Genomic DNA, 3,087 nt, shown 5'->3' with positions numbered 1-3,087 from the left:
GCCCCGCCCAACCCCGATCGAACAAACTATCCTTCTGATAGGTCAACCTTTAGGCGCGTCATCGCCGGCCCGTTAGCGCCGGATGACAGACCCGAAGACGATCCCGGAGGGATGCTGATCGTGCACATCGCCGACATCACCATGTTCTACGCCCCCGCCAGCGGCGGCGTACGTACCTATCTTGATGCCAAACACCACCGCCTCGACGCCATCCAGGGCGTCCGCCACAGCTTGCTGATACCCGGTGCCAGCGCCCAGCACGCCGATGGCATCTACCAGGTGCCCGCACCGCCGCTGCCGTTCGGCAATGGCTACCGCTTCCCGGTACGCCTGGCCCCCTGGTGCAATGTGCTGCGCAGGCTCAAGCCCGACCTGATCGAAGTCGGCGACCCCTACCTGACTGCCTGGGCTGCGCTGGAAGCGCGGCGCAAGCTCGATGTGCCGGTGATCGGCTTCTACCATTCCGACCTGCCGCTACTGGTCAGCAACCGCATGGGCAACTGGTTCACCCCCAATGTAGAGGCCTATGTCAGCAAGCTGTACGGCAATTTCGACCGGGTCCTGGCCCCCAGCCAGGTCATGGCCGACAAGTTGCGCCGCCTGGGGGTGCGCGATGTGCACGTGCAGCGCCTGGGCGTCGACCTTGCCACCTTCCACCCCAGCCAGCGCGACCCGCAGCTGCGTGCCGAACTGGGCATTGCCGACACCAGTCGCCTGCTGATCTACGCCGGCCGTGGCTCGCGGGAAAAGAACCTGCCGGTGCTGCTCGAGTGCATGCAGCACCTGGGCCACCCCTACCACTTGCTGCTGGTGGGTTCGAACATGCCGGCCAACGTGCCGCAGAACGTCAGTGTGATCGATCACTTCTGCCCGGCTCCGGAAGTCGCCCGGCTGATGGCCAGCGCCGACCTGCTGGTGCACGCCGGTGATCAGGAAACCTTCGGCCTGGTCATTCTCGAAGCGATGGCCAGCGCCACGCCGGTGGTGGCCGTGCGCGCCGGTGCTTTCGGCGAAATCGTCAACGAACAGTGCGGGCGCCTGTGCCGCCCCAACGATAGCAAGGCCATGGCGACGGCCGTGCAGGAGGCGTTCGAGGCCGGCGTGCGCAAGCTCGGGGCTCAGGCCCGTCGCCATGCCGAGCAGCAGTATTCGTGGGACCACGTGGTCGCCGGCCTGCTGCAGCACTACCAGGCCGTGCTTGGCCACCAGCCGCAGGTCCGTGCCCATGGCTGAGCCACTGCCGCCAGCGCGCAGCCTGATGCTGGTGCTGCACGATGTTGCGCCCGAGACCTGGCCCGACTATCAACCCTTCGTCCAGGCCGTCGACGCCATCGGCGGCATCCCCATGACCTGGCTGGTGGTGCCGGACTTTCACCACCGCAACCCGCTGCAGCGCTCGCCCACCTTCTGCCGCTTGCTCGAACGGCGCCTGGCCCAGGGCGACGAGCTTGCCCTGCACGGCTTCTACCATGCCGACAACGGCCCGCCACCACGCACGCCCGGCGAATACTTCATGCGCCGCATCTATACCCACGAAGGCGAGTTCTACGCCCTGGACCAGCAGCAGGCCCTGCAACGCCTGGAGCACGGCCTGGCCCTGTTCGCCCAGCAGGGCTGGCCGGTGGCCGGCTTCGTCGCGCCTGCCTGGCTGATGAGCGAAGGCACCCGCCAGGCACTGCGCCGCCTGCCGCTGCGCTACACCAGCACGCCACAGCACTTGTACCGTTTACCAGACTTCACCGCGTTCAAGGCCCCGGGGCTGGTCTGGAGTGCCCGCAGCGCCTGGCGTCGCGGCCTGTCACGGGTGCTGTGCGACTGGCAATGCCGGCGCTGGCACGACGCCCAGACCCTGCGCCTGGGCCTGCACCCGGTGGACATGCGCCATCGCGCCTCCCGCGACTATTGGCTGAACACCTTGCACACGCTGCTGGCACAGGGCCGCGAGCCCCTGACCAAGTCCACCTGGCTCGACCGCCAGGCCAACGCATGAACCGCCTGGCCTGGCTGGCCCTGGCACTGCTTGGCGCCGTGCTGGTGCCGGCCCTGCTCGGTGGCAGCGAGTTGCTGCCGAGGCTGCAGCGCTTCGCCCCCAGCCTGATGCTGACCCTGCTGGGCATGATCCTGCTGTGCTGGGTCATCAACGCCATCCGCTTGCGCCTGTTGCTCGGCCAGCAAGGAGCAAGGCTTGGGCGCCTGCGCAGCCTGGGTGTGGTGATGGCCACCGAGTTCGCCATCTGTACCACCCCCGGCGGCAGCGGCGGCCCCTTGACCCTGATGGCCCTGCTGGCACGCGACCGGATCGGCCCGGCGCGCAGCGGCGCGGTGTTTGCCATGGACCAGCTGAACGACCTGGTGTTCTTTTTCTGCGCGATGCTGGCGATTGCCGGCTATGCACTGTTCCACAGCCTGGGCCGCAGCCAGGAAAGCATGTTGCTGGGCAGCGCGTTGCTGCTGTGCACGGCACTGGCCGGGGTGATCGGCCTGCTGCGCTACCGGCGCACGGTGATGCGCGTGAACGGCAGGTTGCTGCGCCGCCTGGGCATGAGCCGCCAGCGCAAGTGGCGCTGGGCGCGCAAGCTGCTGCGCTTCATCGATGCACTGGCGCAGACCTGGCGCCTGCCCAAGCGCACGCTGACCCTGGTGTTCACCCTGACCTGCGCCCACTGGGGCCTGCGCTACAGCGTGTTGTATCTGGTATTGAGGGGGTTGGGGGTAGACCTGGCGTGGATCCCCAGCTTTTTGGTGCAGATGCTCTCGCTCAGTGCCGGCCAGTTCAGCCTGCTGCCTGGCGGTGCCGGTGCCGCCGAGCTGACTTCGGCCAGCTTGCTGACGCCACTGGTGGGCAGTTCGACCGCAGCTGCGGCGATCCTGATATGGCGGGCGGTCACTTACTACTTTTATCTGCTGGCGGGTGGGCCGGTGTTTGTGTGCCTGCTGGCGCGCCCGCTGCTGGAGCGTTGGCGGCGTCAGGCGGGTTGAGCTGCTGCCAAAGTTCGGCGGCGCCGGGGAAATCGGTGCCATCGGTGTCGGCCAGGGCTTCGGGGTCGTAGCGGGCCAGGCAGCCTTCACCGAGGGTGGGTGGGGGTG

Annotated in this window: 4 protein-coding genes; 3 read left to right on the top strand and 1 reads right to left on the bottom strand. The window is 67.7% G+C overall.

The window, feature by feature from the left end; all coding sequences use genetic code 11:
- The first annotated feature begins 111 nt into the window (after nucleotides 1-111).
- The 3 genes from CAG22_RS26865 to CAG22_RS26855 are packed head-to-tail and all read left to right on the top strand — an operon-like array spanning nucleotide 112 to nucleotide 2,979.
- Nucleotides 112-1,233 carry a glycosyltransferase family 1 protein gene (locus CAG22_RS26865; protein ID WP_025340498.1) on the top strand — a complete coding sequence of 374 codons (1,122 nt, stop codon included), beginning with the start codon at nucleotides 112-114 and terminating at the stop codon, nucleotides 1,231-1,233.
- The gene (locus CAG22_RS26860; RefSeq protein WP_085706524.1) at nucleotides 1,226-1,990 is read left to right on the top strand and encodes a DUF2334 domain-containing protein; all 765 of its coding nucleotides are present in this window, start codon (nucleotides 1,226-1,228) and stop codon (nucleotides 1,988-1,990) included. The genes CAG22_RS26865 and CAG22_RS26860 overlap by 8 nt, the downstream gene beginning before the upstream one ends.
- Nucleotides 1,987-2,979: a lysylphosphatidylglycerol synthase transmembrane domain-containing protein gene (locus CAG22_RS26855; RefSeq protein ID WP_085592062.1), complete on the top strand. Its 993-nt coding sequence runs from the start codon at nucleotides 1,987-1,989 to the stop codon at nucleotides 2,977-2,979. Before CAG22_RS26860 ends, CAG22_RS26855 begins: the two co-directional genes overlap by 4 nt.
- On the opposite strand, the gene CAG22_RS28885 is transcribed toward CAG22_RS26855, so the two are convergent.
- Nucleotides 2,885-3,087 (bottom strand): hypothetical protein (locus CAG22_RS28885; protein WP_139833540.1); only part of this gene is annotated, 203 nt, incomplete at its 5' end. The genes CAG22_RS26855 and CAG22_RS28885 overlap by 95 nt on opposite strands.

The sequence above is a fragment of the Pseudomonas sp. B8(2017) genome, from assembly GCF_002113575.1.
Lineage (GTDB): Bacteria > Pseudomonadota > Gammaproteobacteria > Pseudomonadales > Pseudomonadaceae > Aquipseudomonas > Aquipseudomonas putida_Z.
This window is presented reverse-complemented; position numbering and strand designations above follow the sequence as displayed.

Bases quoted from the DNA above. Each gene is read 5' to 3' on its own strand.
- CAG22_RS26860 (WP_085706524.1), top strand. From the start codon at position 1,226: ATGGCTGAGCCACTGCCGCCAGCGCGCAGCCTGATGCTGGTGCTGCAC.
- CAG22_RS26855 (WP_085592062.1), top strand. From the start codon at position 1,987: ATGAACCGCCTGGCCTGGCTGGCCCTGGCACTGCTTGGCGCCGTGCTG.
- CAG22_RS26865 (WP_025340498.1), top strand. From the start codon at position 112: ATGCTGATCGTGCACATCGCCGACATCACCATGTTCTACGCCCCCGCC.